The 1536-nt window shown below is 47.0% G+C and carries 2 protein-coding genes; one reads left to right on the forward strand and one right to left on the reverse strand.

What is annotated here, in order from left to right:
* The first annotated feature begins 53 nt into the window (after positions 1 to 53).
* A complete protein-coding gene (locus B3180_RS14025) occupies positions 54 to 593 on the forward strand; it encodes a DUF924 family protein (protein WP_278358377.1) in 540 nt (179 codons plus the stop codon).
* 2 nt (positions 594 to 595) lie between these two features.
* On the opposite strand, the gene B3180_RS14030 is transcribed toward B3180_RS14025, so the two are convergent.
* On the reverse strand, positions 596 to 1267 hold the full coding sequence (locus B3180_RS14030; RefSeq protein WP_286845214.1) for a haloacid dehalogenase type II: 672 nt from the start codon (positions 1265 to 1267) through the stop codon (positions 596 to 598).
* Positions 1268 to 1536 lie beyond the last annotated feature (269 nt).

The following is a 1536-nucleotide window of genomic DNA, read 5'->3' on the forward strand; positions in this document are numbered from 1 at the left end:
CCATAAACAAGCGTTATCCCCTGGAAAAGGTGGAAAAGTAGTCAGGAGGTAAAATGAAAGCACAGCCAGTTTTAGACTTTTGGTTTAAAGAGTTAACACCAAAGCAGTGGTTTGCTAAAAGTGACGAGCTGGACAATACCATAGCCAAACGCTTTTCCGATACGTTAAAGGCTGCAGCTAAAGGGGAGCTCTGGCATTGGCGCGAAACGCCTCATGGCCGTTTGGCAGAAGTAATTGTGTTAGATCAGTTTTCTAGAAACATATACCGCGGCAGTTCGAGGGCTTTTGGGCAGGACGTGATAGCGTTAGTGCTGGCGCAGGAAGCCGTAGAGAAGGGCGCAGACAAGTCGTTGGATGCCAGCGAAAAGGCGTTTCTCTATATGCCTTATATGCACAGTGAGTCGGCGTTAATTCATGACGAGGCTATGCGGCTTTTCAGTCAACCCGGGCTTGAGAACAACTACAAATTTGAAGTAAGACACAAGGAAATTATTGACCGCTTTGGACGGTATCCGCACCGTAACCGGGTACTGGGGCGCGAGTCGACCCCGGAAGAAGAGGACTTTCTTAAACAGCCGGGGTCCAGTTTCTAATACTACTTTATGTTTTCAATCAGCTGCGAAAGCGAGCTGACGGTAATAGTGGGATTAATGCCCCAGGGATCAAACTGAGCTTCTCTGGAACGTTTAACCCAGGCGGTTTTCCAGCCTGCTGCGCTGGCGCCAATAATATCGAAACTGTTGCTGGATATAAGCCAGGTATTTTGCTCCTTACTGCCGCTTTTATCGAGAAAGTGCTGGTAAACCTGTGGGTTAGGTTTAAAGCTTTTAATGTCTTTGCAACTGACTATGTCTTTAAAGTAGCGGCTGAGCTCAGCACCCTCCAGCAGTTCAGTTACTGCATCGGCACTGCCGTTAGAAAAAGCAAAACACTCTATACCCGCCGAGTTCAACTTGCTCAGTGCGGTTTTCGCGTCATCGAATGCCGGTAAGCTCCGGTATTTTTCCAACAACTCTTCCTGTTGCGGTGCAGTTAACCCGGCTCCCAGTTCATTGTTGGTGAACAGAAGGGCGTCTTTGGTACAGACCGCAAAGTCTTCATACTGCTGCATAAGCCCACGACGAAATGAATACTCTAGTTGCTTATCACGCCGGCGGCTCGAAAACTCTTGAGCTTTGTCGTCGCCAAGGTATGAACTCAGCAGGGAGACTACGCCCTGAGTGTCAATGAGTGTGCCGTAAACGTCAAAAGCTAAGGTCGTCAAAATTACGCTCCAATTGCTTAATAAATTCTGTACATAGGTGTACGGCGTTATTCCGAATTTAGCTTGCCTTTAATTAGGTAATGCGAATTATTGTCATTTGTATTTACATTTAGAAAAAGCATCGGTAGCATACTGAGCCGCTTAGCCAACTTAATTAAGGACAATGAGAAATGGATAAATTCGTACCCAGCGCAATTGCTACCGTAATAGCTTCAACTCTGGCAGGTAACGCCCTGGCAAATGATTTCGAACTGCCCGACGGTATGGAGCGT

It is taken from the genome of Idiomarina sp. UBA4206 (assembly GCF_002383015.1).
In the GTDB taxonomy this organism is placed as follows: domain Bacteria; phylum Pseudomonadota; class Gammaproteobacteria; order Enterobacterales; family Alteromonadaceae; genus Idiomarina; species Idiomarina abyssalis.

What these genes read in the sequence shown, in the direction of transcription:
- B3180_RS14025 (WP_278358377.1), top strand. Translation starts at nt 54, where the DNA reads ATGAAAGCACAGCCAGTTTTAGACTTTTGGTTTAAAGAGTTAACACCA.